This window comes from Citrobacter portucalensis, from assembly GCF_023374935.1.
GTDB lineage: Bacteria > Pseudomonadota > Gammaproteobacteria > Enterobacterales > Enterobacteriaceae > Citrobacter > Citrobacter portucalensis.
Map to the genome: position 1 here is coordinate 3566783 of NZ_CP092466.1, position 25201 is coordinate 3591983.

27 protein-coding genes are annotated in these 25201 nt (G+C 51.7%); 21 read left to right on the forward strand and 6 right to left on the reverse strand.

What is annotated here, in order from left to right:
• Nucleotides 1–48: 48 nt before the first annotated feature.
• From gltI to rihA, 5 genes are all read left to right on the forward strand, one after another.
• On the forward strand, nucleotides 49–957 hold the full coding sequence (gene gltI, locus LY264_RS17415; RefSeq protein WP_003022762.1) for a glutamate/aspartate ABC transporter substrate-binding protein GltI: 909 nt from the start codon (nucleotides 49–51) through the stop codon (nucleotides 955–957).
• A 159-nt stretch (nucleotides 958–1116) separates the two neighbouring features.
• Entirely contained in the window at nucleotides 1117–1857 is a 741-nt protein-coding gene (gene gltJ, locus LY264_RS17420) for a glutamate/aspartate ABC transporter permease GltJ (protein WP_003831316.1), read from the forward strand.
• Nucleotides 1857–2531, forward strand: a complete 675-nt coding sequence (gene gltK / locus LY264_RS17425) for a glutamate/aspartate ABC transporter permease GltK (RefSeq protein WP_038638772.1) — start codon at nucleotides 1857–1859, stop codon at nucleotides 2529–2531. Before gltJ ends, gltK begins: the two co-directional genes overlap by 1 nt.
• Nucleotides 2531–3256, forward strand: coding sequence for a glutamate/aspartate ABC transporter ATP-binding protein GltL (gene gltL / locus LY264_RS17430; protein WP_003022754.1), 726 nt, complete (start codon nucleotides 2531–2533; stop codon nucleotides 3254–3256). The genes gltK and gltL overlap by 1 nt, the downstream gene beginning before the upstream one ends.
• Nucleotides 3257–3372: 116 nt before the next feature.
• Nucleotides 3373–4308, forward strand: a complete 936-nt coding sequence (rihA, locus tag LY264_RS17435) for a pyrimidine-specific ribonucleoside hydrolase RihA (protein ID WP_048214692.1) — start codon at nucleotides 3373–3375, stop codon at nucleotides 4306–4308.
• A 106-nt stretch (nucleotides 4309–4414) separates the two neighbouring features.
• Here rihA and LY264_RS17440 read toward each other — a convergent pair whose 3' ends face one another.
• Entirely contained in the window at nucleotides 4415–4897 is a 483-nt protein-coding gene (locus tag LY264_RS17440; RefSeq protein ID WP_003022748.1) for a zinc ribbon-containing protein, read from the reverse strand.
• 235 nt (nucleotides 4898–5132) lie between these two features.
• On the opposite strand from LY264_RS17440, the gene leuS reads away from it, so the two are divergent.
• Genes leuS through nadD form a run of 4 tightly spaced genes read left to right on the forward strand, consistent with a single transcriptional unit; the run spans nucleotide 5133 to nucleotide 10003 of the window.
• A complete protein-coding gene (gene leuS / locus LY264_RS17445; RefSeq protein ID WP_122984021.1) occupies nucleotides 5133–7715 on the forward strand; it encodes a leucine--tRNA ligase in 2583 nt (860 codons plus the stop codon).
• Between the two features lie 14 nt (nucleotides 7716–7729).
• Nucleotides 7730–8329, forward strand: a complete 600-nt coding sequence (gene lptE / locus LY264_RS17450) for an LPS assembly lipoprotein LptE (RefSeq protein ID WP_249457361.1) — start codon at nucleotides 7730–7732, stop codon at nucleotides 8327–8329.
• A complete protein-coding gene (holA, locus tag LY264_RS17455) occupies nucleotides 8329–9360 on the forward strand; it encodes a DNA polymerase III subunit delta (protein WP_032942687.1) in 1032 nt (343 codons plus the stop codon). Before lptE ends, holA begins: the two co-directional genes overlap by 1 nt.
• 1 nt (nucleotide 9361) lies before the next feature.
• Nucleotides 9362–10003 (forward strand): nicotinate-nucleotide adenylyltransferase, encoded by a 642-nt coding sequence (nadD, locus tag LY264_RS17460; RefSeq protein ID WP_103015104.1) that lies wholly within the window; start codon nucleotides 9362–9364, stop codon nucleotides 10001–10003.
• On the opposite strand, the gene cobD is transcribed toward nadD, so the two are convergent.
• Nucleotides 9978–11072 carry a threonine-phosphate decarboxylase CobD gene (cobD, locus tag LY264_RS17465; protein ID WP_048226457.1) on the reverse strand — a complete coding sequence of 365 codons (1095 nt, stop codon included), beginning with the start codon at nucleotides 11070–11072 and terminating at the stop codon, nucleotides 9978–9980. The genes nadD and cobD overlap by 26 nt on opposite strands.
• 96 nt (nucleotides 11073–11168) lie before the next feature.
• On the opposite strand from cobD, the gene LY264_RS17470 reads away from it, so the two are divergent.
• The 10 genes from LY264_RS17470 to lipA all read left to right on the forward strand — a co-directional run bounded on the left by LY264_RS17470 (nucleotide 11169) and on the right by lipA (nucleotide 20642).
• Complete coding sequence (locus LY264_RS17470) at nucleotides 11169–11780, forward strand: adenosylcobalamin/alpha-ribazole phosphatase (RefSeq protein WP_048226110.1); 612 nt, start codon at nucleotides 11169–11171, stop codon at nucleotides 11778–11780.
• A 254-nt stretch (nucleotides 11781–12034) separates the two neighbouring features.
• Nucleotides 12035–12352, forward strand: a complete 318-nt coding sequence (gene rsfS, locus LY264_RS17475; protein ID WP_003022728.1) for a ribosome silencing factor — start codon at nucleotides 12035–12037, stop codon at nucleotides 12350–12352.
• A 3-nt stretch (nucleotides 12353–12355) separates the two neighbouring features.
• Nucleotides 12356–12823, forward strand: a complete 468-nt coding sequence (gene rlmH / locus LY264_RS17480) for a 23S rRNA (pseudouridine(1915)-N(3))-methyltransferase RlmH (protein WP_003022725.1) — start codon at nucleotides 12356–12358, stop codon at nucleotides 12821–12823.
• A 30-nt stretch (nucleotides 12824–12853) separates the two neighbouring features.
• On the forward strand, nucleotides 12854–14755 hold the full coding sequence (gene mrdA / locus LY264_RS17485; RefSeq protein ID WP_003831292.1) for a peptidoglycan DD-transpeptidase MrdA: 1902 nt from the start codon (nucleotides 12854–12856) through the stop codon (nucleotides 14753–14755).
• A 2-nt stretch (nucleotides 14756–14757) separates the two neighbouring features.
• On the forward strand, nucleotides 14758–15870 hold the full coding sequence (mrdB, locus tag LY264_RS17490) for a peptidoglycan glycosyltransferase MrdB (protein WP_003022718.1): 1113 nt from the start codon (nucleotides 14758–14760) through the stop codon (nucleotides 15868–15870).
• Nucleotides 15871–15880: 10 nt separating this feature from the next.
• On the forward strand, nucleotides 15881–16990 hold the full coding sequence (gene rlpA, locus LY264_RS17495) for an endolytic peptidoglycan transglycosylase RlpA (protein ID WP_032942683.1): 1110 nt from the start codon (nucleotides 15881–15883) through the stop codon (nucleotides 16988–16990).
• Nucleotides 16991–17132: 142 nt separating this feature from the next.
• Nucleotides 17133–18344, forward strand: coding sequence for a D-alanyl-D-alanine carboxypeptidase DacA (dacA, locus tag LY264_RS17500; protein WP_003022711.1), 1212 nt, complete (start codon nucleotides 17133–17135; stop codon nucleotides 18342–18344).
• Between the two features lie 106 nt (nucleotides 18345–18450).
• Nucleotides 18451–18714: a DUF493 family protein YbeD gene (gene ybeD / locus LY264_RS17505; protein ID WP_003022706.1), complete on the forward strand. Its 264-nt coding sequence runs from the start codon at nucleotides 18451–18453 to the stop codon at nucleotides 18712–18714.
• 114 nt (nucleotides 18715–18828) lie between these two features.
• A complete protein-coding gene (gene lipB / locus LY264_RS17510; RefSeq protein WP_003831286.1) occupies nucleotides 18829–19470 on the forward strand; it encodes a lipoyl(octanoyl) transferase LipB in 642 nt (213 codons plus the stop codon).
• A gap of 206 nt (nucleotides 19471–19676) precedes the next feature.
• Entirely contained in the window at nucleotides 19677–20642 is a 966-nt protein-coding gene (gene lipA, locus LY264_RS17515; protein WP_003022702.1) for a lipoyl synthase, read from the forward strand.
• A 98-nt stretch (nucleotides 20643–20740) separates the two neighbouring features.
• On the opposite strand, the gene tatE is transcribed toward lipA, so the two are convergent.
• Together tatE and LY264_RS17525 are read right to left on the reverse strand one after the other, a co-directional pair.
• Nucleotides 20741–20944, reverse strand: coding sequence for a twin-arginine translocase subunit TatE (gene tatE / locus LY264_RS17520; protein ID WP_003022699.1), 204 nt, complete (start codon nucleotides 20942–20944; stop codon nucleotides 20741–20743).
• Nucleotides 20945–21072: 128 nt separating this feature from the next.
• A complete protein-coding gene (locus tag LY264_RS17525; protein ID WP_048214698.1) occupies nucleotides 21073–21861 on the reverse strand; it encodes a deaminated glutathione amidase in 789 nt (262 codons plus the stop codon).
• A gap of 90 nt (nucleotides 21862–21951) precedes the next feature.
• On the opposite strand from LY264_RS17525, the gene crcB reads away from it, so the two are divergent.
• Complete coding sequence (crcB, locus tag LY264_RS17530; protein WP_003831281.1) at nucleotides 21952–22335, forward strand: fluoride efflux transporter CrcB; 384 nt, start codon at nucleotides 21952–21954, stop codon at nucleotides 22333–22335.
• Nucleotides 22336–22387: 52 nt separating this feature from the next.
• On the opposite strand, the gene cspE is transcribed toward crcB, so the two are convergent.
• Entirely contained in the window at nucleotides 22388–22597 is a 210-nt protein-coding gene (gene cspE / locus LY264_RS17535) for a transcription antiterminator/RNA stability regulator CspE (protein ID WP_000034825.1), read from the reverse strand.
• 189 nt (nucleotides 22598–22786) lie between these two features.
• Nucleotides 22787–23350, reverse strand: coding sequence for a lipid IV(A) palmitoyltransferase PagP (gene pagP, locus LY264_RS17540; RefSeq protein ID WP_003831280.1), 564 nt, complete (start codon nucleotides 23348–23350; stop codon nucleotides 22787–22789).
• Between the two features lie 462 nt (nucleotides 23351–23812).
• On the opposite strand from pagP, the gene dcuC reads away from it, so the two are divergent.
• On the forward strand, nucleotides 23813–25198 hold the full coding sequence (gene dcuC, locus LY264_RS17545) for an anaerobic C4-dicarboxylate transporter DcuC (protein ID WP_003022136.1): 1386 nt from the start codon (nucleotides 23813–23815) through the stop codon (nucleotides 25196–25198).
• Nucleotides 25199–25201: the final 3 nt, after the last annotated feature.

The following is a 25201-nucleotide window of genomic DNA, read 5'->3' on the forward strand; positions in this document are numbered from 1 at the left end:
ACAATGGGTATCAATGCGTCCCTGGCGCAGACGATAAAGGAGTTGGATATGCAATTACGTAAGCTCGCCACTGCCATGCTGGTCATGGGAATGTCCGCCGGTCTGGCGCACGCAGAAGACGCAGCACCAGCGGCAGGCAGCACGCTGGATAAGATCGCCAAAAATGGCGTGATCGTTGTCGGCCACCGTGAATCATCAGTACCGTTTTCTTACTACGATAATCAGCAAAAAGTGGTCGGTTATTCACAGGATTACTCCAACGCGATCGTTGAAGCCGTGAAGAAAAAGCTGAACAAGCCTGATCTGCAGGTGAAACTGATCCCGATTACTTCACAAAACCGTATCCCGCTGCTGCAAAACGGCACCTTCGATTTTGAATGTGGATCCACCACCAACAACGTCGAACGCCAAAAACAAGCCGCTTTCTCTGACACCATTTTCGTTGTCGGCACCCGTCTGCTGGCGAAAAAAGGCGGCGACGTTAAAGATTTCGCCGATCTGAAAGGTAAAGCCGTAGTCGTGACTTCGGGTACCACCTCCGAAGTTCTGCTGCACAAGCTGAATGAAGAACAAAAAATGGATATGCGCATCATCAGCGCGAAAGACCACGGTGACTCTTTCCGTACTCTGGAAAGCGGTCGCGCCGTTGCCTTTATGATGGATGACGCCCTGCTGGCTGGTGAGCGCGCGAAAGCGAAGAAACCAGACAACTGGGAGATCGTCGGCAAGCCACAGTCTCAGGAAGCCTACGGCTGTATGTTGCGCAAAGATGATCCTGAGTTCAAAAAGCTGATGGACGACACTATCGCCAAGGCGCAAACCTCAGGCGAAGCTGAGAAATGGTTTGATAAGTGGTTTAAAAATCCAATTCCGCCGAAGAACCTGAACATGAATTTCGAACTGTCAGACGAGATGAAAGCCCTGTTCAAAGAACCGAATGATAAAGCGCTTAACTAACTAAAATAAATGGGAGGCTTCCCCTCCCTCTCGATTGTTACTCGGCACGGACAGACTATAAGCCTGATGGTCGTTCCCCATCAGGCCTGAAAACCGCAAAACGCCGAATAACAATCTTCGAGGGTAGCGCTGCTACCCTTTTTTTTCTGGAGTAGATTTATGTCTATAGACTGGAACTGGGGTATTTTTTTACAACAAGCCCCGTTCGGCAACACCACCTATCTCGGCTGGCTCTGGAGTGGTTTCCAGGTCACTGTCGCGTTATCCATCACCGCATGGATTATCGCTTTCCTCATAGGCTCTTTATTCGGCATCTTACGTACCGTTCCAAATCGTTTCCTTTCTGGGATCGGCACGCTGTACGTTGAGCTGTTTCGTAACGTTCCGCTCATCGTCCAGTTTTTTACCTGGTATCTGGTTATTCCTGAACTGCTGCCGGAAAACATTGGGATGTGGTTCAAGGCTGAGTTGGATCCCAACATCCAGTTCTTCCTTTCATCGATGCTTTGTCTGGGGTTGTTTACCGCCGCGCGCGTCTGCGAACAGGTTCGCGCCGCTATTCAGTCTCTGCCTCGTGGGCAGAAAAACGCCGCACTGGCGATGGGGCTGACGTTACCGCAGGCCTACCGCTATGTTCTGTTGCCAAACGCATACCGCGTGATTGTTCCGCCAATGACCTCAGAGATGATGAACCTGGTGAAGAACTCCGCGATCGCCTCCACCATCGGCCTGGTCGATATGGCGGCACAGGCGGGCAAACTGCTGGATTACTCCGCCCACGCATGGGAATCGTTTACCGCTATCACTCTGGCTTACGTCCTGATTAACGCCGTCATCATGCTGGTGATGAATCTCGTTGAACGTAAAATCCGCCTGCCTGGCAATTTGGGAGGCAAATAATGTACGAATTTGACTGGAGTTCTATTGTCCCTTCCCTGCCGTATCTGCTGGATGGGCTGATGATCACGCTGAAAATTACCGTCACGGCGGTCGTCATTGGTATCGTATGGGGAACTATCCTGGCTGTCATGCGTCTGTCCAGCTTCGCGCCGATAGCCTGGTTTGCGAAAGGCTACGTCAACGTATTTCGTTCTATTCCGCTGGTCATGGTGCTGCTGTGGTTCTACCTGATTGTGCCCGGCTTCCTGCAAAACGTACTGGGTCTGTCGCCAAAAACCGATATTCGCCTGATCTCAGCAATGGTCGCGTTTTCGATGTTTGAAGCCGCGTACTATTCCGAGATTATCCGTGCCGGTATCCAGAGTATTTCTCGTGGGCAATCCAGCGCCGCGCTGGCGCTAGGGATGACCCACTGGCAGTCGATGAAGCTCATTATTCTGCCGCAGGCATTCCGCGCGATGGTACCGCTGCTGCTAACCCAGGGCATCGTACTCTTCCAGGATACCTCGCTGGTCTATGTATTAAGTCTGGCAGACTTCTTCCGTACCGCCTCCACCATTGGCGAGCGTGACGGCACACAGGTTGAAATGATCCTGTTTGCTGGCGCCGTTTATTTTGTATTCAGTCTGAGCGCATCGTTGTTGGTCAGCTATTTGAAGAAAAGGACAGTTTAATGATTACCCTGAAAAATGTTTCTAAATGGTATGGTCACTTTCAGGTGCTGACCGACTGCTCCACGGAAGTGAAAAAAGGGGAAGTGGTTGTGGTCTGCGGCCCGTCAGGTTCCGGTAAATCAACGCTTATCAAAACGGTGAACGGGCTGGAGCCGGTACAACAAGGCGTCATCACCGTTGATGGTACCGTGGTGAACGACAAAAAAACCGATCTGGCCAAACTGCGCTCTCGCGTTGGTATGGTGTTCCAGCACTTTGAACTGTTCCCGCATCTGTCGATCATTGAGAACCTGACTCTGGCGCAGGTAAAAGTGCTCAAGCGCGATAAAAAACCGGCCCGCGACAAAGCGCAAAAGTTACTGGAACGCGTTGGTCTGTCAGCACATGCGGAGAAGTTTCCAGCTCAGCTCTCAGGGGGCCAGCAACAGCGTGTCGCTATCGCCCGGGCGCTGTGCATGGATCCTATCGCCATGCTGTTTGACGAACCGACGTCGGCGCTTGATCCTGAAATGATCAACGAAGTACTGGATGTTATGGTTGAACTGGCCAATGAAGGGATGACCATGATGGTGGTTACCCACGAAATGGGCTTTGCGCGTAAAGTGGCGAACCGGGTGATCTTCATGGATGAAGGGAAAATTGTTGAAGACTCACCGAAAGAAGAGTTTTTCGCTAATCCGAAATCGGACCGCGCCAAAGACTTCCTCGCGAAAATACTGCACTAATCTTGCTGGCGCGCATCTCCATGTGCGCGCCACCTCACGCTTTATCCCTTCGCCTCTCGAAACACATACAGCCCAGCGTTAACCTTGTCACAAAGTCCCACTTACAAGGAGCAACAATGGCACTTCCTATCCTGTTTGATTGCGATCCGGGTCATGACGACGCTATCGCAATTGTGCTCGCCCTCGCCTCACCAGAACTGGATGTGAAAGCGATAACCTCATCAGCCGGTAACCAGACACCTGACAAAACGCTGCGTAACGTGTTGCGCATGTTAACGTTGCTCAACCGTACGGATATCCCAGTGGCTGGTGGCGCAGTGAAACCACTGATGCGCGATCTGATTATCGCCGATAACGTTCACGGCGAGAGTGGGCTGGATGGCCCGGCGCTGCCGGAACCCGCTTTTGCGCCACAAGACTGTACCGCCGTGGAACTGATGGCGAAAACCCTGCGTGAAAGCCCGGAACCGATGACGATTGTCTCCACCGGGCCGCAAACTAACGTCGCATTGCTCCTGAATAGCCATCCTGAGCTGCACGCCAAAATCGCCCGTATCGTGATCATGGGTGGTGCGATGGGACTCGGAAACTGGACGCCCGCCGCCGAGTTCAATATTTTCGTGGATCCTGAAGCCGCTGAAATCGTATTCCAGTCTGGCATTCCAGTGGTGATGGCTGGTCTGGACGTCACGCATAAAGCGCAAATACATCGCGAAGATACCGAACGATTCCGCGCTATCGGCAACCCTGTTTCGACGATCGTTGCTGAACTACTCGACTTCTTCTTTGAATATCACAAAGATGAAAAATGGGGATTCATCGGCGCACCGCTGCATGATCCATGCACCATTGCCTGGCTGCTGAAACCTGAACTGTTTACCACCGTTGAACGCTGGGTCGGCGTGGAAACTCAGGGTAAATATACCCAGGGAATGACCGTGGTGGATTACTACTTCCTGAGCGGCAATAAGCCAAACGCCACCGTAATGGTAGACGTGGATCGCGAAGGGTTTGTCGATTTGCTGGCAGAACGTTTAAGATATTACGCGTAAAACTGTAGGCCGGATAAGGCGCTTGCGCCACCATCCGGCATATTGCCTGATGGCGATGCTGGCGCATCTTATCAGGCCTACAAATAACTTCTGGCACGCCTAATCATCACGGCTCAAACGGTCGGCGCTGGAACTGATCGTGTCCGCATTTCGGACACAGCGGCAGCACATCCGGGGTGTAAACCGCTAAATGGAAGTGGCACTTCTCGCAGACCAGATTACCTAATCCGACCACCTCGCCGCTGTGATAAACCCCGTGATGACTGAGGTCCTGGAACACCTCGCGCCATTCGAGCTGGGTTTTATCTGTAATATCGGCCAGTTCCTGCCAGATACTCTCCTTGATAACCCGCATAAAGACGCTGTCTGTCTCCTCATCGAGACTTTCTTCATAGCTCAGAGCAAACTCTTCCAGGTCGCGTCTGACGGCCCGGGTGAGCTCTTCCACCTCGGTTCGCGTTAACTCCCCGGTCTGCATAACTCGTTGACGCGCCTGCTCCACCAACGCATCAATATCGCGTTCGCCATTACGCAGACGTTCGCTCAGTGAAGCCACCAGTTCACGGTAATATTGAGCAACCTTGTTCATCGCTTCGCCTCCTGGGTCGTTAACTGTCTATAATAATAGACGTTATTTACGCTACGCTTTGCAAGACTGTCCACAGAGTGTGTAAATTCGTGCAAGAATTATCCTTGCGGGAATTCAACGCTGAATGCGCGAAAGGCTGTTTTGGCGCGGGCGTTTGGGCTATGCTATGCGGATCTGAAACACCACATCTAGAGCTACGTTTGTAGCTGTATTGAAAACAGGACCACTGGCTGCCATGCAAGAGCAATACCGCCCGGAAGAGATAGAATCCAAAGTACAGCTTCACTGGGATGAGAAGCGCACATTTGAAGTTACCGAAGACGAGAGCAAAGAGAAGTATTACTGCCTGTCTATGCTTCCCTATCCTTCTGGTCGACTACACATGGGCCACGTACGTAACTACACCATCGGTGACGTGATCGCCCGCTACCAGCGCATGCTGGGCAAAAACGTACTGCAGCCAATTGGCTGGGATGCGTTCGGTCTGCCTGCAGAAGGTGCTGCGGTTAAAAACAATACCGCGCCAGCACCGTGGACGTACGACAACATCGCATACATGAAAAACCAGCTCAAAATGCTGGGTTTCGGTTACGACTGGAGCCGTGAGCTGGCGACCTGCACCCCGGAATACTACCGTTGGGAACAGAAATTCTTCACCGAGCTGTACAAAAAAGGCCTGGTGTACAAGAAAACGTCTGCGGTCAACTGGTGCCCGAACGACCAGACCGTACTGGCGAACGAACAGGTTATCGACGGCTGCTGCTGGCGTTGCGATACCAAAGTCGAGCGTAAAGAGATCCCACAGTGGTTCATTAAAATTACCGCTTACGCTGACGAACTGCTGCGTGACCTGGATAACCTGGATCACTGGCCTGACACCGTGAAAACGATGCAGCGCAACTGGATTGGCCGTTCTGAAGGCGTGGAAATCACCTTCGATGTGAACGGTTACGACAACACGCTAACCGTTTACACCACCCGCCCGGACACCTTTATGGGTGCGACCTATCTGGCCGTTGCCGCAGGTCACCCGCTGGCGCAGAAAGCTGCTGCAAATAACCCAGAACTGGCCGCCTTCATTGACGAATGCCGCAACACCAAGGTTGCTGAAGCCGAAATGGCAACCATGGAGAAGAAAGGCGTCGACACGGACTTTAAAGCCGTTCACCCGCTGACTGGCGAAGAAATCCCCGTTTGGGCAGCAAACTTCGTCCTGATGGAATACGGTACGGGCGCTGTCATGGCCGTTCCGGGCCACGATCAGCGCGATTACGAGTTTGCGACAAAATATGGCCTGACCATCAAGCCAGTAATTCTGACCGCTGAAGGCGCAGAGCCGGATCTGTCCGAACAAGCTCTGACCGAAAAAGGCGTGCTGTTTAACTCCGGCGAGTTTGACGGCCTCGACTTTGAAGCTGCCTTCAACGCCATTGCTGACAAGCTGGTAGCGAAAGGCGTGGGTGAGCGTAAAGTGAACTACCGTCTGCGTGACTGGGGTGTTTCCCGTCAGCGTTACTGGGGTGCGCCAATTCCGATGGTGACGTTGGAAGACGGTACCGTACTGCCGACGCCAGAAGATCAGTTGCCGGTTATTCTGCCGGAAGACGTGGTTATGGACGGCATCACCAGCCCAATCAAAGCCGATCCGGAGTGGGCAAAAACCACCGTTAACGGCATGCCTGCGCTGCGCGAAACCGACACCTTCGATACCTTTATGGAATCCTCCTGGTACTACGCGCGCTACACCTGCCCGCAGTACAACGAAGGGATGCTGGATCCAGAAGCCGCAAACTACTGGCTGCCAGTTGATATCTACATTGGTGGTATTGAACACGCCATCATGCACCTGCTCTACTTCCGCTTCTTCCACAAGCTGATGCGCGATGCGGGCATGGTCAACTCTGACGAACCGGCCAAACAGCTGCTGTGCCAGGGTATGGTGCTGGCTGATGCGTTCTATTACGTTGGTGCAAACGGCGAGCGTAACTGGGTTTCTCCGGTTGATGCCATCGTTGAGCGCGACGAAAAAGGTCGTATCGTCAAAGCTCAGGACGCAGAAGGCCATGAACTGGTCTATACCGGCATGAGCAAAATGTCCAAGTCGAAAAATAACGGTATCGACCCGCAGGTGATGGTTGAGCGTTACGGCGCTGACACGGTACGTCTGTTCATGATGTTCGCTTCTCCGGCTGATATGACGCTGGAATGGCAGGAATCCGGCGTTGAAGGGGCGAACCGCTTCCTGAAACGTGTATGGAAGCTGGTTTACGAACATACTTCCAAAGGCGATGTAGCTGCCCTGAACGTTGATGCGTTGAGCGAAGATCAAAAAGCGCTGCGTCGCGACGTACATAAAACCATTGCTAAAGTTACCGATGATATCGGTCGTCGTCAGACCTTTAACACCGCAATTGCGGCGATTATGGAGCTGATGAACAAGCTGGCGAAAGCACCGCAGGAAGACGAACAAGACAGAGCCCTGATGCAGGAAGCGTTACTGGCCGTCGTTCGCATGCTGAACCCGTTCACCCCACACGTTTGTTTCACGATGTGGGAAGCACTGAAAGGCGAAGGCGATATCGACAACGCACCGTGGCCGGTGGCGGACGAAGCCGCAATGGTTGAAGACTCGACGCTGGTTGTAGTTCAGGTGAACGGTAAGGTCCGTGGCAAAATTACCGTTCCGGTAAATGCGACAGAAGAACAGGTTCGTGAACGTGCTGGCCAGGAGCATCTGGTGGCAAAATATCTTGATGGCGTTACCGTACGTAAAGTGATTTATGTACCGGGTAAACTCCTCAATCTGGTCGTTGGCTAAGCGCGGGAGGAAGCGTGCGACTTCTGACAACATTGTTGTTATCTCTGGCGGTGCTTGTCACCGCCGGGTGTGGCTGGCATCTGCGTAATACTACGCAGGTCCCACCCTCAATGAAAACCATGATCCTGAACTCTGGTGATCCGAACGGCCCATTAAGCCGCGCGGTTCGTAATCAGCTGCGTCTGAACGGCGTTACGCTGCTTGAAGACGGTACAATGCGTAAAGATGTGACGTCCTTGCGTCTTGGCGCGGTCAGCATTTCGCAGGATACGGCGTCGGTATTCCAGAACGGTCAAACGGCTGAATACCAGATGGTGATGTCCGTGAGTGCATCCGTGCTGATCCCAGGTCATGATATTTATCCAATCAGCGCCAAAGTTTATCGTTCGTTCTTTGACAACCCACAGGCTGCACTGGCGAAGGATAACGAGCAGGACATGATCATCAAAGAGATGTATGACAAAGCGGCTGAACAGTTAATTCGTAAGCTGCCAAGCGTACATCTGGCCGATACTCTGTCATCCAATGCTGATGATGATGCTAAGCCAGCGGCGACAAAAACCGCAGAGCCTGCGTCATCTCCGGCGCGTGTTTCCACCACGCTGGGTAACTGATGCTCAAGTTGTACCCTGAACAACTCCGCGCACAGCTCAATGAAGGGCTGCGCGCGGCGTATTTGCTCTTAGGTAACGATCCTCTCTTATTGCAGGAAAGCCAGGACGCTATCCGTCAGGCAGCAGCAACGCAAGGATTCGAAGAACACCACGCTTTCACCCTGGACAACAGCACCGACTGGGGAGAGATTTTTTCACTCTGCCAGGCGATGAGCCTGTTTGCCAGCCGTCAAACCCTGCTCCTGCAGTTGCCTGAAAATGGCCCCAATGCCGCCATTAACGAACAGCTCGCTTCACTCGTCACACTGCTACATGACGACCTGCTGCTGATTGTTCGCGGCAACAAACTGACTAAAGCGCAGGAAAACGCCGCATGGTATACCGGACTTGCCAATAATGCGGTGCAGGTAAGCTGCCAGACGCCGGAGCAAGCACAGCTTCCTCGTTGGGTCGCCGCCAGAGCGAAGCTTAACAATCTACAACTGGATGACGCAGCCAATCAGCTGTTGTGCTATTGCTATGAAGGTAATCTGTTAGCACTGGCGCAAGCGCTGGAACGGCTAGCATTGCTTTGGCCTGATGGCAAACTAACGCTGCCTCGCGTGGAGAAAGCCGTTAACGATGCCGCGCACTTTACCCCGTTCCATTGGGTGGATGCGCTGCTGATGGGCAAAAGCAAACGCGCGCTGCACATTCTGCAACAGTTACGTCTGGAAGGCAGTGAGCCGGTTATTTTGCTACGTACGATACAGCGTGAATTACTGCTGTTGGTCAACTTAAAACGGCAGTCAGCCCATACGCCTTTACGCACGTTGTTTGATAAACACCGGGTGTGGCAAAATCGCCGGGGTATGATGGGAGACGCGCTAAACCGGCTGAACCCTGCGCAGTTGCGTCAGGCGGTAACGCTGTTAACGCGTACGGAAATTACGCTTAAACAAGACTATGGTCAGTCAGTGTGGGCGGAACTTGAGGGGCTTTCCCTGTTACTCTGCCATAAATCGCTGGCCGATGTTTTTATTGATGGTTGATATGAAATCATTGCAGGCTCTGTTCGGTGGCACCTTTGATCCGGTGCATTATGGTCATCTTAAACCGGTTGAAATTCTGGCGAATCTGATTGGCCTTTCCCGGGTCATTATCATGCCCAATAACGTGCCGCCGCATCGTGCGCAACCCGAAGCGTCCGGCGAACAACGTCAACGCATGGTTGAACTGGCCATTGCCGATAAGCCGCTGTTCTCCCTTGATGAACGCGAACTGAAACGTGATACTGCCTCCTACACTGCGCAAACGCTCAAAGAGTGGCGCGAGGAGCAAGGACCGGACGTACCATTAGCGTTTATTATTGGCCAGGACTCACTGCTTACCTTTCCGTCCTGGCATGACTACCACACGATACTGGGTAACACCCACCTCATTGTCTGCCGACGTCCGGGCTATCCGCTCGAAATGGCGCAGGAAAAGCACCAGCAGTGGCTGGAGGATCATCTGACCCATTCGCCAGATGACCTGCACAACTTGCCTTGCGGGAAAATTTATCTGGCTGAAACGCCGTGGTTTAACATCTCCGCCACGCTCATCCGTGAGCGTCTGGAAAAAGGCGAGCCGTGCGACGACCTGATGCCAGCTGCAGTGCTTGACTATATCAATCAGCAGGGGTTGTACCGCTAAGCACCTTGCGTAAAGCCGCCAACAGGCGGTTATTCTCTTCCTGGCTGCGAACGGCTACCCGATAATAGCGCGCATCCAGCCCCGGATAATTAGCACAACTGCGAATCAAGACATGTTGTTCCAGCATTGCGCGTTGCAGATCAAAATCCGCCCGCTCGCAGCGCAATAAGCGATAATTTGCCCTGCCAGGATACACCGTCAGGCCGGGCAGTTCTTTCAACTGCCGATCAAACCTCGCGCCCTCTTGCTCCAGCCACTTCCACGTTGCCTGCTGATATGCGCTGTCGTGTAAAATAATCTCGCCTGCCAGTGCAGCAAATGCGTTAATTGACCACGGCATTTGTCGACGGCGCATCTGTGCCACAGCCTGTTCATTACTGTTGACCAGATACCCTAACCGCAGCCCCGGTATCGCATAGAACTTGGTGAGAGAGCGCAGCACCCAAATATGCGGGTTATCACGAAGCAGCGGAATAAACCCCGGCTCCCCGGCAATAAAATCGATAAACGCTTCATCAAGGATCAGATTGATCCCAAGCAACTCACAACGCGCGGCTATTTCGCGCAGCAGGCGGTTATCGGGCAGCAAGCCAGTGGGATTGTTGGGCGTACAGATAAACAGGCAGTCCAGCTCTGAGGATAACGCATCGAGGATTGCATCGGTAAGCTGCCAGCCATCGTCTTCGCACAGCGCAAACTCATGGATCGTACAGTCTCCCCATTGCAGCGCCCGACGATATTCAGCAAACCCGGGCGTCACGATCATCGCATGGCGTGGTTTAAGTCCTTGCACCAAAGTGAAAATCGACTCAGTCTCGCCGTTTCCGGCAAGTATCCATGAGGCAGGAATCTGATGATGCTCCGCCAGCGCCGCGTGCAGTTTAGCGTAATCAACATCCGGGTAACGCTCCGCGCAGTCCAGGTTGTCGAGGATCGCGCGTTTTAAACTTGCCGGCATACCCAGCGGATTAATATTCGCGCTAAAATCCAACAATTGTTCAGGCGAGATGCCCAACAGTTCGGCGGCTTCTCGGGTATTGCCACCATGCGCGCTCTTCAATAAAGACATCGTGCCGCTCCACGCAAAAAAAGGTATTTTAGTGAAAAATCTCTGCGCAATCAGGGCAAACATCATGTTTTGTGCGAATAACCTCAAGAGGAAAAAATGAGACTCTGGTTAGTACGTCATGGAGAAACTGAAGCCAATGTCGCTGGTTTATACAGCGGCCATGCCCCCACACCGCTAACGGAACGGGGTATCGCTCAGGCGCAAACACTGGGTACGCTGTTACGCAATGTGCCTGTCGACAACGTTCTGTGCAGCGAGTTGGAACGTGCCCGCCATACAACGCAGTTGATCTTAGGCGATCGTGAGGTCCCTGTGCGCAACATGCCTGAGCTCAATGAGATGTTTTTTGGTGACTGGGAAATGCGCCATCATCGCGATCTGGCACGAGAAGACGCCGAAAACTACGCCGCGTGGTGTAACGACTGGCAGAATGCGACGCCAACCAATGGTGAAGGCTTTCAGGCGTTTTCCCAGCGCGTGGAACGCTTTATTGCTCAGCTCGCTGATTACAAAACGTGCCAAAACCTGCTGGTGGTGAGCCATCAGGGTGTTCTGAGCGTGTTGATCGCCCGTCTGCTGTCCATGCCGGCTGCAGCAATGTGGCATTTTCGCGTCGAACAAGGTTGCTGGAGCGCAATTGATTTTTGCGACAATTTTGCGGTTCTGAAAGTGCTCAACAGCCGGGCTGTATGGCACGACGGGGAGTGAACACACTGTTTTTTCTACCGAAGGGCTTCTCTCCCATTGACACCCCATGACAGGCTGTTATTCTCCGCAACCTGACTTTTCCCGCCCTTCAGAGCTTTGCAGAAATTGTTTTACAAAAATGGCGATGCATTCTGCGGCGTGGGGTGGGATGATAGCGCACTTCAAAAGCGCTTTCGGAGACATTTGTCCCGATATCGCCTCTGGTTCAGGTATACTAACAGACGTTTTTAACTCTTTTCACCCAGGGGGAACACTTGCAGGGTAAAGCACTTCAGGATTTTGTAATCGACAAAATTGATGACCTGAAAGGTCAAGACATCATCGCCTTAGACGTTCAGGGCAAATCCAGCATCACTGATTGCATGATTATCTGCACCGGCACGTCCAGCCGCCATGTAATGTCTATCGCAGACCACGTTGTTCAGGAGTCCCGCACTGCTGGTTTGCTGCCGCTCGGCGTAGAAGGCGAGAACGTTGCAGACTGGATCGTCGTTGACCTCGGTGATGTGATTGTCCACGTGATGCAGGAAGAAAGCCGTCGCCTGTATGAACTGGAAAAACTCTGGAGTTAATGCGTGAAGCTGCAACTTGTCGCTGTGGGTACGAAAATGCCTGACTGGGTGCAAACCGGGTTTACGGAGTATCTCCGTCGGTTTCCGAAAGATATGCCCTTTGAGCTGATCGAAATCCCGGCAGGAAAACGCGGCAAGAACGCGGATATTAAACGCATTCTCGACAAAGAGGGTGAGCAGATGCTGGCTGCCGCAGGCAAAAACCGCATCGTCACCCTTGATATCCCTGGTAAACCCTGGGACACGCCGCAGCTGGCGACTGAACTGGAACGCTGGAAACTGGACGGTCGTGACGTCAGTCTGTTGATTGGCGGGCCGGAAGGTCTCTCTCCTGCCTGTAAAGCGGCAGCGGAACAAAGCTGGTCACTCTCTGCGTTAACCCTTCCTCACCCTCTTGTTCGGGTTCTGGTCGCGGAGAGTCTGTACAGGGCGTGGAGCATCACCACCAACCATCCTTATCACCGTGAGTGATCATTGATTCTTGAGTAGATTAAGCAGCGGATGAAACTACAGAATTCTTTTCGCGACTATTCGGCTGAGTCCGCGCTGTTTGTGCGCCGGGCGCTGGTCGCTTTTTTGGGGATTTTGCTGCTCACCGGCGTGCTGATCGCCAACCTTTATAATCTGCAAATCGTTCGCTTTACTGATTATCAGACTCGCTCGAACGAAAACCGCATCAAACTGGTGCCTATCGCCCCCAGTCGCGGCATCATTTATGACCGTAACGGAATTCCGCTCGCCCTTAACCGCACCATTTATCAGATAGAAATGATGCCGGAAAAGGTCGACAACGTTCAGGATACCCTCGACGCGCTGCGTAACGTCGTAGACCTGACGGACGACGACATTGCCGCCTTTAAAAAAGAGCGCGCCCGTTCACACCGCTTCACCTCCATTCCGGTAAAAACTAACCTGAGTGAAGTTCAGGTGGCACGGTTCGCCGTTAATCAATATCGCTTTCCCGGCGTCGAAGTTAAAGGCTATAAACGCCGCTATTACCCCTACGGCTCTGCGCTGACCCACGTCATTGGCTACGTATCGAAGATCAACGATAAAGACGTGGACCGCCTGGACAAAGACGGCAAGCTGGCCAACTACGCGGCGACGCACGACATCGGTAAATTGGGTATTGAACGCTATTATGAAGACGTACTTCACGGCCAGACTGGTTATGAAGAAGTTGAAGTGAACAACCGTGGCCGCGTCATTCGCCAACTGAAAGAAGTGGCGCCGCAGGCCGGGCACGATATCTATCTCACCCTTGACCTGAAACTCCAGCAGTACATCGAAACGCTGCTGGCGGGCAGTCGTGCCGCGGTGGTAGTCACCGACCCGCGTACCGGTGGCGTTCTCGCACTGGTGTCCATGCCGAGCTACGACCCGAACCTGTTTGTCGATGGTATCTCGAGTAAAGATTACTCCGGGTTGCTCAATGACCCGAATACCCCATTGGTTAACCGCGCGACTCAGGGTGTCTACCCCCCTGCTTCGACGGTTAAACCTTACGTCGCGGTTTCTGCATTAAGTGCAGGCGTCATCACCCGCAATACTGGTCTGTTCGATCCGGGTTGGTGGCAATTACCGGGCTCTGAAAAACGTTACCGCGACTGGAAAAAATGGGGGCACGGCCATCTGAACATCACCCGTTCTCTGGAAGAGTCGGCGGATACGTTTTTCTATCAAATCGCCTATGATATGGGGATAGACCGCCTTTCAGAATGGATGAGCAAGTTTGGCTACGGCCAATATACGGGCATCGATCTTGCCGAAGAGCGCGCCGGAAACATGCCAACCCGCGAGTGGAAGCAAAAACGGTTTAAAAAGCCATGGTACCAGGGTGATACCATTCCGGTCGGCATCGGTCAGGGTTACTGGACGGCAACCCCTATCCAGATGAGTAAAGCGCTGATGATCCTTATCAACGACGGTTTGGTAAAAGTCCCGCATCTGCTGATGAGTACGGCAGAAAACGGCAAGCAAGTGCCGTGGATCCAGCCACACGAACCACCCGTTGGTGACATTCATTCCGGTTATTGGGAAATCGCAAAAGACGGCATGTACGGTGTAGCCAACCGTCCTAACGGTACTGCACACAAATATTTCGCTGGCGCACCTTACAAAATTGCGGCGAAATCCGGTACTGCACAGGTCTTTGGCCTGAAAGCCAATGAAACCTATAACGCACATAAGATCGCCGAGCGCTTACGTGACCACAAGCTGATGACGGCCTTCGCACCCTATGATAAGCCCCAGGTTGCTGTCGCCATAATCCTTGAAAACGGTGGCGCGGGCCCGGCTGTGGGTACCATTATGCGCCAGATACTTGACCACATTATGTTGGGCGACAATAACACCAATCTGCCTGCAGAAAACCCCGCGGTTGCAGCAGCGGAGGACCAATAATCGTGACGGATAATCCGAACAAAAAAACATTCTGGGACAAAATCCACATCGATCCCACGATGTTGCTTATTTTGCTGGCGCTGCTGGTTTACAGCTCGCTGGTCATCTGGAGCGCCAGCGGCCAGGATATTGGCATGATGGAGCGCAAGGTCGGTCAGATCGCGATGGGCCTGGTCATCATGGTGGTGATGGCGCAAATCCCGCCCAGGGTTTATGAGGGCTGGGCTCCCTATCTCTACATCTTTTGCATCATTTTGTTGGTGGCAGTAGATGCCTTCGGCGCTATCTCCAAAGGCGCGCAGCGCTGGCTGGATTTGGGGATTGTGCGTTTTCAGCCTTCCGAAATCGCCAAGATTGCCGTGCCGCTGATGGTCGCGCGCTTCATCAACCGTGATGTTTGCCCGCCATCGCTAAAAAATACCGCCATTGCGTTGGTGCTGATATTTATGCCCACCCTGCTGGTGGCCGCCCAGCCAGACCTCGGAACTTCAATTCTGGTCGCCCTTTCCGGTCTGTTTGTTCTGTTCCTTTCTGGTTTGAGCTGGCGTTTAATCGGTGTTGCGGTGGTCCTGGTTGCGGCGTTTATCCCGATACTGTGGTTCTTCCTGATGCATGATTATCAACGTCAGCGCGTCATGATGTTACTCGATCCGGAAACCGATCCGCTGGGTGCGGGTTACCACATCATTCAGTCTAAAATTGCTATTGGCTCCGGCGGTCTACGTGGTAAGGGCTGGCTACACGGTACGCAGTCGCAGCTTGAGTTTTTACCCGAACGCCATACAGATTTTATCTTCGCGGTATTAGCGGAAGAACTGGGTCTGGTAGGGATCTTAATTCTGCTGGCGCTGTACATTTTGCTGATTATGCGCGGATTATGGATCGCTGCCCACGCGCAAACCACCTTTGGTCGCGTCATGGCGGGTGGTTTAATGTTGATATTATTCGTTTATGTCTTCGTAAATATTGGTATGGTGAGCGGTATTCTGCCCGTGGTTGGCGTTCCTCTCCCACTGGTCAGTTACGGAGGCTCGGCACTTATTGTGCTGATGGCTGGGTTCGGGATTGTTATGTCGATCCATACCCATAGAAAAATGTTGTCGAAAAGCGTGTAAGGGGTACGCAATGCGTAAGCAGTGGCTTGGTATCTGCATCGCAGCAGGAATGCTCGCGGCGTGTTCGAGTGATGATGGTCAGCAACAGGGTGCTGTCGCGCCGCAGCCTGCGGTGTGTAATGGTCCGATTGTTGAAATCAGCGGGGCCGATCCGCGCTTTGAACCCCTGAACCCAACGGCGAATCAGGACTATCAGCGTGATGGTAAGAGCTACAAAATCGTCCAGGACCCTTCCCGCTTTAGCCAGGCAGGGCTTGCCGCTATCTATGATGCGGAACCCGGAAGCAACTTAACCGCGTCTGGTGAAGCGTTCGACCCGATGCAGTTAACCGCAGCGCATCCGACGCTGCCAGTCCCAAGCTATGCCAGAATAACTAACCTGGCTAATGGCAGGATGATTGTCGTGCGCATTAACGATCGCGGCCCTTATGGCAACGATCGCGTGATTTCACTTTCACGTGCAGCAGCCGACCGTCTGAATACCTCCAACAATACCAAAGTGCGTATCGACCCGATCATCGTCGCCCAGGATGGTTCCTTGTCCGGGCCGGGAATGGCTTGTACCACGGTAGCGAAACAAACCTATGCCCTGCCCGCGCGTCCTGATTTAAGCGGCGGTGGCAATATGGGCAGCATGCCTGCGCCATCGGATGCGGGTCAGCCGCAAGGCGATATTCGTCCGATCAGCAATTCCACGTTGAAAAGCGATGATACAACCGGTGCGCCAGTGAACAGCAGTGGATTCCTCGGTGCGCCGACCACGCTCGCTGCAGGCGTGCTGGAAGGTAGCGAGCCGACTCCGGCTCCGCAACCGACCACCACCGCACCGGTAACGCCAACCGCACCAGCAGCAACACCAGCCGCCGTCGCAGCACCTGCGCCAGCGGCAGTAGCCAACGGACGCTACGTGGTTCAGGTTGGCGCAGTCAGCGAGCAGTCGCGTGCGCAGCAGTATCAAAAACGTTTAAGCCAGCAATTTGGCGTCCCAGGTCGGGTGGTACAAAACGGCGCAGTCTGGCGTATCCAGATGGGGCCGTTCGCCAGCAAAGCTGAAGCCTCCACATTGCAGCAGCGTCTTCAAGCCGAGGCGCAATTACAGTCCTTCATCACCGGCGTGTAATAACGTAAATCAGGTATCTGAACTGTCAGTTTCTGTAAATGACATTAACAAAGTCACGCGGAAAGTCAGATGCCTGCCCGTTTTGCATTTGCTATAGTAGGGCACTTTTTTTAATTTCATCACGGACGTCGTAGTTCAGACCATGAAGACCACTTTTTCCGCTCGTTTCGTGCAGCGTATGGCGCTCACCGCGGCTCTCTGCGCAGCTTCTCTCTCTGCTGCCCATGCCGATGACCTGAATATTAAAACCATGATCCCAGGTGTTCCGCAGATCGATGCGGAGTCATATATCCTGATTGATTACAATTCAGGCAAAGTTCTGGCAGAACAGAACGCTGACACTCGCCGCGATCCCGCCAGTCTGACCAAAATGATGACCAGCTACGTCATCGGCCAGGCGATGAAAGCCGGGAAATTCAAAGAAACCGATCTGGTCACCGTCGGCAATGACGCCTGGGCTACAGGTAACCCGGTCTTTAAAGGTTCATCATTGATGTTCCTGAAACCTGGCATGCAGGTTCCTGTTTCTCAGCTTATCCGTGGTATCAACCTGCAATCCGGTAATGACGCGTGCGTAGCAATGGCGGACTTCGCAGCCGGCAGCCAGGATGCTTTCGTCGGTCTGATGAACAGCTATGTGAACGCGCTGGGCCTGAAAAACACCCACTTCCAGACCGTTCATGGTCTCGACGCTGACGGTCAATACAGCTCGGCTCGCGACATGGCGATGATTGGTCAGGCGCTGATTCGCGACGTGCCTAACGAATACTCTATCTATAAAGAAAAAGAGTTCACCTTTAACGGCATCCGTCAGTTAAACCGTAACGGTCTGCTGTGGGATAACAGCCTGAATGTCGACGGTATCAAAACCGGTCATACCGACAAGGCTGGCTATAACCTCGTTGCATCCGCAACCGAAGGTCAGATGCGTCTGATCTCCGCCGTCATGGGTGGCCGCACCTATAAAGGTCGTGAAACCGAAAGTAAAAAACTGCTTACCTGGGGCTTCCGTTTCTTTGAAACCGTGAACCCACTGAAAGTCGGTAAAGAGTTTGCTTCAGAGCCCGCCTGGTTTGGTAATACCGATCGTGCATCGTTAGGCGTAGATAAAGATGTCTACCTGACTATTCCGCGCGGCCGCATGAAAGATCTGAAAGCAAGCTATGTGCTGAACACCACAGAACTGCACGCACCGCTGCAGAAAAACCAGGTTGTCGGCACCATCAACTTCCAGTTGGATGGCAAAACCATTGAGCAACGCCCGCTGGTAGTCCTGCAGGAAATCCCTGAAGGCAACTTCTTTGGGAAAATCATTGATTACATTAAATTAATGTTCCATCACTGGTTTGGCTAAAAATCGAACACTTGAAAGTGTGATTTACGTCCCCATATACTAGGTATCCAGATAACTCCCACGCGCTGTGGGAGTTATTATTTATTGATGTAACGCCGGAGCTGACATGAAAACCAAACTTAACGAACTGCTTGAATTCCCTACTCCATTTACTTACAAAGTAATGGGGCAGGCGTTGCCTGAGCTGGTTGATCAGGTGGTTGAAGTGGTACAGCGCCATGCGCCAGGTGATTACTCTCCGACGGTAAAACCGAGCAGCAAAGGCAACTACCACTCGGTCTCAATCACTATTACTGCTACACACATTGAGCAGGTTGAAACGCTGTACGAAGAATTAGGCAATATCGATATCGTACGCATGGTACTGTAAAAACCTGTTGGTTACCCGCTGCATCCCCGCTCGGGTAACCCCTCCCTCCTGTGATATACTTTTCCCCCTCTTTTATATTCTCTACTCTATGTGAGTATCTACGGAGATGCCGTTTTGTATCAGGATAAAATTCTTGTCCGCCAGCTCGGTCTTCAACCTTACGAGCCAGTTTCTCTGGCCATGCACGAATTCACCGATACCCGCGATGAAAACAGTTATGACGAAATCTGGCTGGTAGAGCATTATCCTGTTTTTACCCAGGGTCAGGCAGGTAAAGCAGAGCACGTACTGATGCCGGGAGATATTCCGGTGATCCAGAGCGATCGTGGCGGTCAGGTGACTTATCACGGGCCGGGCCAGCAGGTCATGTATGTGCTGTTGAACCTGAAGCGTCGTAAACTTGGCGTTCGCGAACTGGTTACGCTGCTGGAGCAAACCGTTGTGAATACCCTTGCGGAAATCGGTATTGACGCCCACCCGCGAGCCGATGCGCCTGGCGTATACGTTGGAGAGAAGAAAATCTGCTCTTTGGGGTTACGTATTCGTAAAGGATGTTCATTTCACGGCTTAGCGCTCAACGTGGATATGGACTTGTCGCCTTTCCTGCGTATCAATCCTTGTGGTTATGCCGGTATGGAAATGGCGAAGGTATCGCAGTGGGATAGCACAGCCACGACCGAGAGCATTCGCCCAAGGCTGCTGGCCAACATTCTGGCGCTGTTGGGTAACCCACCGCACGAGTACATCGCGGACTGAAAATACGCGCATACTTTGCCACGGCATATGTTGTGGCAAATGGCACAAAACAACAACTATTTTACATTTTGCCAGCCTGTCAGGCTGCTTTCTGGCCCGTTTCAATGATATACTGCGTATCACTAATTCAAAAATAGTTGATAAATGCAACATTCCCTTGAATTGAAACGCTTTCCTTCGTAATTCGCAACTGGAACACGCAAGCTATGAGTAAACCCATTGTGATGGAACGCGGTGTTAAATACCGCGATGCCGATAAGATGGCTCTTATCCCGGTAAAAAATGTGGCAACAGAGCGTGAAGCCCTGCTGCGTAAACCGGAATGGATGAAAATAAAACTGCCAGCGGACTCCACTCGCATCCAGGGCATCAAAGCGGCAATGCGCAAAAATGGCCTGCACTCTGTCTGCGAAGAAGCTTCCTGCCCTAACCTGGCTGAATGTTTCAATCACGGAACTGCAACCTTTATGATCCTCGGCGCAATCTGTACCCGCCGTTGCCCATTCTGTGACGTTGCCCATGGCCGTCCGGTTGCTCCTGATGCTAACGAGCCGTTAAAACTTGCTCAGACGATTGCTGACATGGCGCTGCGCTATGTCGTCATTACCTCCGTTGACCGCGACGATCTGCGTGACGGCGGCGCTCAGCACTTTGCTGACTGCATCACCGCTATTCGTGAGAAAAGCCCGTCGATTAAAATCGAAACGCTGGTGCCTGACTTCCGTGGTCGTATGGATCGCGCGCTGGATATTCTCACCGCCACTCCGCCGGATGTGTTTAACCACAACCTTGAAAACGTACCACGTATTTATCGCAATGTACGCCCCGGGGCTGACTACAACTGGTCACTGAAGCTTCTGGAACGTTTCAAGGAAGCGCACCCGGAGATTCCGACTAAATCAGGTCTGATGGTCGGTCTGGGCGAAACCAATGCGGAAATTATTGAGGTCATGCGTGACCTGCGCAGTCATGGTGTAACTATGTTGACGCTGGGGCAGTATTTACAGCCAAGCCGCCATCACCTGCCGGTTCAACGCTATGTGAGCCCGGATGAGTTCGATGAGATGAAAGCCGAAGCTATGGCAATGGGCTTTACCCATGCAGCCTGCGGTCCATTCGTTCGCTCTTCTTACCATGCTGACATGCAGGCCAAAGGGCTGGAAGTGAAGTAATCGTGTAATACTCACTTACATATCAGCAATAAAAAAACCGGCAAATTGCCGGTTTTTTTTCATGCAGAGTATGCAGTATGAACATCATGCTCCTGACATTACTCTTTATGAGAAAGCTTCTCAGCCTGAACGCTACCATCAGCATCTTTCTTAGCATCGGCATTATCGTCGTTCATTGCTTTCTTGAAGCCCTTGATTGCCGTTCCCAGGTCTCCACCCAGTGTACGTAACTTCTTGGTACCAAACAGCAGAACAACCAGTGCGGCAACCACCAGCAGTTTGGTAATACTAATCTCACCCATAGATACCTTCTTGACTTAAACCAGGCTGCATAAAGCGCCATATTAACCTGAGAATATTAACGGCCTTTCGACGCGCGCACACAATAGCAATCTGTAACAAGGTGAATCAAGCCTTGTTTAAAAAAACGTCATAATAATTGCGGTGGCGCAAAGCGTCGGTTACTTAACACCGGGAGTTGTGCCCTAACCTGCCTCACCCGCTCGGCGGAAACCTCGGCCATAATTAGCGCGGGCGTTTCTGCCGCAGCAGCAATGGTCACACCAAAGGGGTCGATGACCCTGCTTTGGCCTATATTCTTGTTACCGCACTCTCCCGCCGCAATCAGGTAACACGTCGCATCTAACGCTCTTGCCGCCAAAAGCGTAGCCCAGTGATGCTCTTTAAGCGATCCCCGAACCCAGGCTGCGGGTAAGACAAGAATTTCCGCTCCCTGCAATGCGTGCACCAGCGCCAGCTCAGGAAAGCGCAGATCATAACAGGTCATTAACCCTACTTTTAACCCGTCTACGTCCAGCAGCGGCGCTATGGCGTCCCCTGCATCAACATTACGTGACTCCTGAATCGAAAAGGCATCATAGAGATGTAATTTAGCGTAATGGGCCACGACCTGACCTGCCCGTAGCGCCACCAGCATGTTAAACGCCCGGCCTGGCACAGAAGGAACATGAATCGTCAGGATTGTCGTCATCTCGTTTTGCGCGCTTTCTCGCAGCAAGCGCGTTAAAAATCCGCCCTCCAGCAGTTGAGCTGATTTCACTGACAGGTCTGGGTCCAGATCGTCACGGGCCAGAAGCGCCTCCGGTAATACCAGCAGCGACGCCCCCTCTCCTGCAGCCTGTGACATCAATAAGACGCAGGTTTCTGCATTTTTTTCCCATGAAGGTCCCACGGCAAATTGCCCTGCTGCAACGAACATATTCCCTCCAGAAAACGTTGTTAGGCTCGCCAACCACGATTATTCAGCGTTACACTCATCCTATATACAATCAAATAGCAGGATTATGCAGTGTTACAACTCCTTTTAGCGGTTTTTATCGGTGGTGGTACAGGTAGTGTAGCAAGATGGATGTTGAGCATGAGGTTTAACCCGCTACATCAGGCCATCCCATTCGGCACGCTGGCTGCAAACTTACTTGGCGCATTTATCATTGGTATGGGTCTGGCATGGTTTAATCGCATGACAAACATTGATCCAATGTGGAAGGTACTGATTACCACTGGCTTTTGCGGGGGACTGACAACGTTTTCCACTTTCTCAGCTGAGGTGGTGTTTTTGCTACAGGAAGGACGCTTTGGTTGGGCTATGGTGAATGTACTGGTTAATCTGTTGGGATCATTTGCGATGACCGCCCTGGCATTCTGGCTGGTTTCGGCCTCTCCCGCGCACTGAAGCGAAAAAAAACCCGCAATTAAGCGGGTTTTGAATGCTTGCTGTCGTATGCTTACAGAGCGATTACGTTTGCAGCAGAAGGGCCTTTGGCACCGTTAGTGATTTCGAACTCTACACGCTGACCTTCAGCCAGAGTTTTAAAACCATTGGTCTGGATTGCAGAGAAGTGTACGAACACGTCTTTGCTGCCATCTTCCGGAGTAATGAAACCGAATCCTTTGGACTCATTAAACCACTTAACGTTACCTTTAATCTTAGACATCAAAATTACCTTTACATGAAAAATAGACACAAATGCTGTGTCGGGTATCAGTACAACAATTGTGGTGGACTTTGTCCAGTCGAACTTTATCAAAAAGTGATAAATGTCGCGTTATTTTTCAGTTAAAGTTAATATCACACTGTTTTTAAAAGACTTTTTAATAATCCACCTGACAATACAGGTAGTCCATCAAAACTGGAAACGCATCCATGCAAAGTAGACGTTACCGTTGTTGTACGTTCCCGGAATGTAGGTCATCTGGAACGTTGCCGGACCATACCCTATCGATGCCAGCGGTAACAGCACGGGTACCGGAATGTAGTTCCAGTTATCGCGCGCGGTAAAACCAGCGGTAAAACCGAGACCTGTGTGGAAATTTTCATCTGCCAGCGGTCGCCAGGTTTTTTCCCAGCCATAACCACCAATGGGTTCCCATTTATTGTAGGAGTCCTTAAAGGCCATTATATAAAGCCCGTGCCAGTTACCTTTATCATCCCAACGGGATTGACCAAAGCCCGCCCCCCATGGGCGTTCATTGTAGCGATCCGTTTTTTCTTTATCATAAGCAAAACGAGCATGCCAGGTAATAGCCGGCACGTACAGATCATAATGTTCTGGCTGCTGCCAGGTTTCACTGACATTGTCTTTAAAAGTAGCGAACCAACCTTTATCTTCAGCAGCGCCCTGGGGAATGAAAGCTAACTGAATAAAAAGAAATGAAAAAATGAGAAAATATCGTTTAGCGACAATCACAACTTAATTACCATCCTGGGATTTATTATTAATTGTAGCAAACCCAACCTTAATGTTAGCTTAACAAAAATGCGCAGCTAAAAAATCAGAATAATCCTCAGCCTATAATTTTTAAGATAATTATCCATGAGTTTATTGAGCCATCTAATAGGAACTATTTTCTCTTTATTGCCAATAAATTGTTCTTTCCTGCGAAAAAAGTTAAATAGCATCACAATAAATTAACAATTGATATTCATCATCGCCACAAAACACACACATCAGCGCTGCGCTTCACAGTTTCTTATTGTGAGATTCTTTTTTTAACCACGATGCTGAAAAAACGGCTTAACCATCGCTTGAATCCGTATTTTTATTGATTTTAATCAGCAAGAGTTATCGGTTTATTAGGCACATTCTGTCACCACTTTTTACTTTTTTTAGTTTTTTTACTTTCTGGGCAGCAATGCGACAGGGGAAACGATGTTGACATTTATTGAACTCCTTATTGGAGTTGTGGTTATTGTGGGTGTAGCGCGCTACATCATTAAAGGTTATTCCGCGACAGGCGTACTGTTTGTTGGCGGTCTGGTTTTGCTGATTATCAGTGCGCTGATGGGGCATAAAGTTTTGCCGTCCAGCGCGGCATCGACGGGCTATACGGCAACAGACATTGTTGAATATATTAAAATTTTGCTGATGAGCCGTGGTGGCGATCTCGGCATGATGATCATGATGCTGTGTGGTTTTGCCGCTTATATGACCCATATTGGCGCGAACGATATGGTCGTTAAGCTGGCCTCCAAGCCTCTGCAATACATCAACTCTCCTTACCTGCTAATGATTGCCGCCTATTTTGTCGCCTGCCTGATGTCACTGGCGGTTTCTTCAGCAACCGGTCTGGGCGTATTGCTGATGGCAACACTGTTCCCGGTCATGGTTAATGTTGGGATCAGCCGTGGCGCCGCAGCGGCCATTTGTGCCTCCCCTGCTGCAATTATTCTTTCACCAACATCCGGTGATGTGGTGCTGGCGGCAAAAGCTGCGGAAATGCCGCTGATCGATTTCGCCTTTAAAACCACGCTGCCAATTTCCATTGCCGCCATCATTGCTATGGCGATTGCCCACTTTTTCTGGCAGCGTTTTCTGGATAAAAAAGAGAACATTTCTCATGAAATGTTAGATGTGGCTGAAATCACCACGACTGCCCCGTCATTTTACGCCATTCTGCCGTTTACCCCGATTGTTGGCGTCCTGATTTTTGATGGTAAATGGGGTCCACAGCTGCATATCATTACGATTCTGGTACTGTGCATGCTCATCGCGGCTATTCTGGAGTTCGTACGTGGGTTCAATACCCAAAAGGTTTTCTCTGGTCTGGAAGTCGCTTACCGTGGCATGGCGGATGCCTTTGCTAACGTGGTGATGTTGTTAGTCGCTGCAGGTGTTTTTGCCCAGGGCCTGAGCACAATCGGCTTTATTCAGAGTCTGATTTCTATCGCTACCTCGTTTGGTTCGGCGAGCATTATTCTGATGATGGTGCTGGTGATCCTGACTATGCTGGCGGCAATGACTACGGGTTCCGGTAACGCCCCGTTCTATGCCTTCGTTGAGATGATCCCTAAGCTGGCGCATTCCTCCGGTATTAACCCAGCTTACCTTGTTATCCCGATGCTGCAGGCGTCAAACCTTGGACGCACAATCTCCCCGGTCTCCGGCGTGGTGGTTGCTGTTGCTGGTATGGCGAAGATTTCTCCGTTCGAAGTGGTGAAACGTACCTCGGTTCCGGTTCTGGTTGGGCTGTTGGTTGTGATTATCGCAACTGAAGTGATGGTACCAGGCTCTTCTTCAGCCGTCGTTGGCGGCTGATAC

Bases quoted from the DNA above. Each gene is read 5' to 3' on its own strand.
- LY264_RS17440 (WP_003022748.1), bottom strand. From the start codon at position 4,897: ATGAACAAGGTTGCTCAATATTACCGTGAACTGGTGGCTTCACTGAGC.
- gltL (WP_003022754.1), top strand. From the start codon at position 2,531: ATGATTACCCTGAAAAATGTTTCTAAATGGTATGGTCACTTTCAGGTG.
- gltJ (WP_003831316.1), top strand. From the start codon at position 1,117: ATGTCTATAGACTGGAACTGGGGTATTTTTTTACAACAAGCCCCGTTC.
- holA (WP_032942687.1), top strand. From the start codon at position 8,329: ATGCTCAAGTTGTACCCTGAACAACTCCGCGCACAGCTCAATGAAGGG.
- dcuC (WP_003022136.1), top strand. From the start codon at position 23,813: ATGTTGACATTTATTGAACTCCTTATTGGAGTTGTGGTTATTGTGGGT.
- mrdA (WP_003831292.1), top strand. From the start codon at position 12,854: ATGAAACTACAGAATTCTTTTCGCGACTATTCGGCTGAGTCCGCGCTG.
- cspE (WP_000034825.1), bottom strand. From the start codon at position 22,597: ATGTCTAAGATTAAAGGTAACGTTAAGTGGTTTAATGAGTCCAAAGGA.
- gltI (WP_003022762.1), top strand. From the start codon at position 49: ATGCAATTACGTAAGCTCGCCACTGCCATGCTGGTCATGGGAATGTCC.
- rlpA (WP_032942683.1), top strand. From the start codon at position 15,881: ATGCGTAAGCAGTGGCTTGGTATCTGCATCGCAGCAGGAATGCTCGCG.
- rihA (WP_048214692.1), top strand. From the start codon at position 3,373: ATGGCACTTCCTATCCTGTTTGATTGCGATCCGGGTCATGACGACGCT.
- gltK (WP_038638772.1), top strand. From the start codon at position 1,857: ATGTACGAATTTGACTGGAGTTCTATTGTCCCTTCCCTGCCGTATCTG.
- dacA (WP_003022711.1), top strand. From the start codon at position 17,133: ATGAAGACCACTTTTTCCGCTCGTTTCGTGCAGCGTATGGCGCTCACC.
- LY264_RS17525 (WP_048214698.1), bottom strand. From the start codon at position 21,861: ATGTTCGTTGCAGCAGGGCAATTTGCCGTGGGACCTTCATGGGAAAAA.
- leuS (WP_122984021.1), top strand. From the start codon at position 5,133: ATGCAAGAGCAATACCGCCCGGAAGAGATAGAATCCAAAGTACAGCTT.
- tatE (WP_003022699.1), bottom strand. From the start codon at position 20,944: ATGGGTGAGATTAGTATTACCAAACTGCTGGTGGTTGCCGCACTGGTT.
- ybeD (WP_003022706.1), top strand. From the start codon at position 18,451: ATGAAAACCAAACTTAACGAACTGCTTGAATTCCCTACTCCATTTACT.
- cobD (WP_048226457.1), bottom strand. From the start codon at position 11,072: ATGTCTTTATTGAAGAGCGCGCATGGTGGCAATACCCGAGAAGCCGCC.
- LY264_RS17470 (WP_048226110.1), top strand. From the start codon at position 11,169: ATGAGACTCTGGTTAGTACGTCATGGAGAAACTGAAGCCAATGTCGCT.
- lipA (WP_003022702.1), top strand. From the start codon at position 19,677: ATGAGTAAACCCATTGTGATGGAACGCGGTGTTAAATACCGCGATGCC.
- nadD (WP_103015104.1), top strand. From the start codon at position 9,362: ATGAAATCATTGCAGGCTCTGTTCGGTGGCACCTTTGATCCGGTGCAT.